Below are 3,517 nucleotides of genomic sequence, written 5' to 3'. Positions count from 1 at the left end.
GTTGGCGTCATCGTGCCCGCCGTACCGGTGGCCTGGAAGCCGAATTCCGTAGCCTGACCGGCACCGATCTTGCCGTTGTAGGCCACGTTGGAGAACTGGACCGTGCCACTGGTCCCGGTCCGGTTCGCGTTCCAGCTGCTGGTCACCGTGGCGCCGGCCGGCACCGTCATTCCGACGGTCCAGCCGTTGGTTCCGGCGGCCCCCGCGGTCACCTTGACCGTGGCCACGAAGCCGCCGTTCCATGCGTTGACCGACACCGTCGCGGTGCAGCCGGCACCCGGAACCGGGGCGCTGGGTGACGGCGAGCCGGAGGACGGCGGGCTCGGGGACGGGGTGCTCGACGACGGGGCGCTGGGCGACGGGGTGCTCGACGACGGCGGCGTGGAGGTGAGGGTCGGCGTCGGCCAGTCACGCCACTCGGCCAGGTTGCCGGCCGCGCGGCTGGAGATCCGGATCGCGCCCGGGGCGGTGCCGGTTCTCAGGAGGAACTTCTGGATGTGCTGCTGCAGCGGGGTACGCCACTCCGGCCGGTTCGCGCAGTGGGTGCCGTCCTGGACGTCCGACCAGTACGTGATGTTCGCGCCCGCGCCCAGCGCCTGGTAGACCTCCGCGCCGCCCAGGGCCGCCACGCTGGCCGACTTCGGGCCCAGGTTGGCGATGTGCGGGTTGTCCATGATGAACAAGCCGCGCGGAGCCACCATCGCCACGAGCTCGTGGGTGTCCACCGGCAGCCGGGCCGGGCTGCCGGTGAAGGAGCCGAACGCGTCGCCCAGCCAGGGCTGCTCGCCGTACGCGCTGCTCAGGCTCTGTGCGCCCTCGCCCGGGATTCCGCGGAAGATCGGGGCGCCGGCGCTGCCCGACTCGATCGGCATGGTGAGCGCGATGCGCTGGTCGAACGCGCCCGTGACGATGGCGCCCTTGCCGAAGCGGGAGCAGCCGGTGACGCCCGTGGCGTCCGCGCGCAGGATGCTGCCGTTCGACTGCTCGATGACGTCGATGATCCGGCTGACCCCCCACGCCCACGCCACCAGCAGACCCGTGCTGCTGGACGCGCCGTAAATGCTGTAGAACGCGCCTTGCTTGTTGTTGCGCGGGGTGCCTTCCTTACCCACCGCGTACGGGTCGTAGTTGATGACAGCCGCACCGGCCGCCTTGATGCCGGCCGTGTCGGCACCGAAACCGCCGAGCACGACAACGGCGGGGAACGGGCCGGAGCCGCTGGGCAGCTCGACCTTGGCCGAGAAGCTGGAGCTCTTGCCGTTGTGGCTCACGTTCACGGTGACGTTGGTGCTCGACACCGTTCCCGTGACGGTGGCGGGCTTCGCGGGCTTCTCGCCGTACACGAATTTCTCGGCCAGTTTCTTGATCTCCGCCCGCCGGCACTGCCAGTCCGACGTGCTGGTGATGCGGGTGCCGTTGAGCCGGGTGAAGGGGTCGGGGAGTTTGGCGATGGTCGGCAGCGAGCCGGCGTCCGGCAGGGCGGGCACGGCGCAGCCGGCGCCTTCGTCCTCCACCGCGGCGGCCTGGACGGCGGCCTCCGCGGAGGGGATCATGGTGACCAGAGTCGCCACTCCGGCGATGGTCACTGCCGCGGTCAGCAACGCGACGAGTGCCGAGCGGATGTCAGAGCGGCCCGGGCTGGTGGTCACAGGGGCCCTCCTTCCGTGGGGGGATTGCGGGGGCGCCGATCACCGAAAGTTCCGGTGAGGTAATCGTGGAAGCGCTCCCATGGTGGATGCGTCCAGTGTCGAGCGCCGTATCGAAGAATGTCAATCGACCTGGGACGGGGGAGGAGCGGGTCCGGCCGTCTTTCTCGCCGGACTTCCGAAACTTCCGGCCTGTCGCCGGCTCGCGGCGACCGGTGCGGCCGGGGCGGCGAAGCCCGCGGCCGGACCCCACCACGCCGCTGCCGACGCGTAACCTCTGCCCATGGCTGATGCTGAGGATGTCCGTCGCCTGGCGCTGGCTCTCCCGCAGACCGTGGAGATCGACAGCGACGGCTTCGACTTCCGGGTGGCGGGCAAAGGCTTCGTCTGGTCCTACCCCGAGCGTCTGCCCGGCAAGCCGCGCACGATCCGCACCGACGTCGCGGTTCTCTACGTGGGCGACGAGGCCGAGAAGCAGGCCCTCCTGCTCGGCGAGCCGAAGCTCTTCTTCACCACACCCGGCTACGACGGCCTGCCGCTGGTGATGCTGCGCCTGCCGGAGGTCACCGTCGACCGCCTCAGCGAGCTGGTGACCGACGCCTGGCGGATGCGTGCCCCCGAGGACCTGGCCGGCGTCGCGTAGCCCTACGGGTAGCTCAGCTCCACCACGGCCGAGTAGTTGTCGACAGCGTTCAGCGTGCGCACCCCGACAGTGTGCGAGCCCGGCGCCGGCGCCGGGATGGTGATCGATGTGCTGCCGACCTGTCCCACCGGCACCCCGTCCAGCAGGACCTCGTAGCCCGCGACCGGCGCCGTGATGAACGGTGACTGCGCCGGGGGAGCCGTCCAGGACAAGCGCAGCAGCCCGGCCCCCGGAGTGTCCACCCGCGGAGCGCTGGGCGGCGCCGGGATCTCGTCACCGCGCCAGATCTGCCCGAGCGACTTGAACGACCACGGCGACACATTCCCGGCCGCGTCCACCGCACGCACGGAGAAGACGTACACCCGCGGCGGCAACGTTCCGCCGGTCGAGTAGACGTAGCGGGTGCCGGTGACCGTCGCCCGTGGCTCGCCGCTCTCGTACACCTCGTATCTGACCGGTCCTTGATCGTCGGTCGACGGCGCCCAGGTGATCGTGAGGCCGGAGCTGATGTCGAAGGCCAATGGTCCGGGACGGCTGGGCGCGGTGTGGTCCACCGGGGCCCCCGCGCAGTCGGCGCCGTTGAGGGTGCAGTTCGCCGGGTTGCCCTGGCCGCTCGCCACCCAGCCGAACGTCGTGGACGATCCCGGCGGCAGCTGCGCGTTCCAGGTCTCGTTGGTGACCGTGTAGTGCTCCCCGCTGCGGGCGAACACCCCGCTGTAGGAGCTGGTCACTCTGGTGCCGGGAAGGTCGAACTCGACCCGCCAGCCGTCGACGGCGGCCGCGCTGTCGTTGCGGATCGTGATGCTGCCGACGTAGCCCGCAGGCCACTGCCCCAAGCGCGTGAAGCTGGCGACGGGCGAGGCCACCGAAAAGCCGCCTGCCGAAGCACCAGCCGGCGAAGCAGCGGCCGCCGGCGCAAGGACAGCACCCGTGGTCAGGACAAGCAGCACGGCGAGGCGTTTCATATCGACGACGTTATATGTGATGCAGTCAAGATCGAAAGAAGGGCGTATTTCCGGGTCATCCCGGATAGGACTCCGCTCCCTATTGCGGGCATGCTGGACGGATCGCGCATTCGGCCACGGGGAGGAAGCCCATGCACGCCAGACGATTCACCATCGGGACCGGCGCCGCACTCGCCACACTGCTGCTCGCTGCGGCGTGTGGCTCCGACACCGGCGACGCGGCCGAGCCGGCCCCGGCCCCGGCGAGCGCCGGCCCCCACGGC

The 3,517-nt window shown here is 70.5% G+C and carries 3 protein-coding genes; 1 reads left to right on the top strand and 2 read right to left on the bottom strand.

Annotated elements, in window-relative coordinates; genetic code table 11:
* Window positions 1-1,649, bottom strand: a 1,649-nt coding sequence (locus AB0C29_RS38905) for a cellulose binding domain-containing protein (RefSeq protein WP_360831517.1), incomplete at its 3' end; no start/stop codon positions are given.
* Between the two features lie 280 nt (window positions 1,650-1,929).
* On the opposite strand from AB0C29_RS38905, the gene AB0C29_RS38900 reads away from it, so the two are divergent.
* On the top strand, window positions 1,930-2,289 hold the full coding sequence (locus AB0C29_RS38900; RefSeq protein ID WP_360831514.1) for a hypothetical protein: 360 nt from the start codon (window positions 1,930-1,932) through the stop codon (window positions 2,287-2,289).
* 2 nt (window positions 2,290-2,291) lie between these two features.
* Here AB0C29_RS38900 and AB0C29_RS38895 read toward each other — a convergent pair whose 3' ends face one another.
* On the bottom strand, window positions 2,292-3,125 hold the full coding sequence (locus AB0C29_RS38895) for a cellulose binding domain-containing protein (RefSeq protein WP_360831511.1): 834 nt from the start codon (window positions 3,123-3,125) through the stop codon (window positions 2,292-2,294).
* Window positions 3,126-3,517: the final 392 nt, after the last annotated feature.

This window comes from Actinoplanes sp. NPDC048791, assembly GCF_040650095.1.
GTDB lineage: Bacteria > Actinomycetota > Actinomycetes > Mycobacteriales > Micromonosporaceae > Actinoplanes.
Note: the sequence above shows the minus strand (reverse complement) of the source record. Positions and strands in the feature narration are given on the sequence as shown.

Excerpts from the sequence above, each read along its gene's own strand:
- AB0C29_RS38900 (WP_360831514.1), top strand. The coding sequence starts at position 1,930 with ATGGCTGATGCTGAGGATGTCCGTCGCCTGGCGCTGGCTCTCCCGCAG.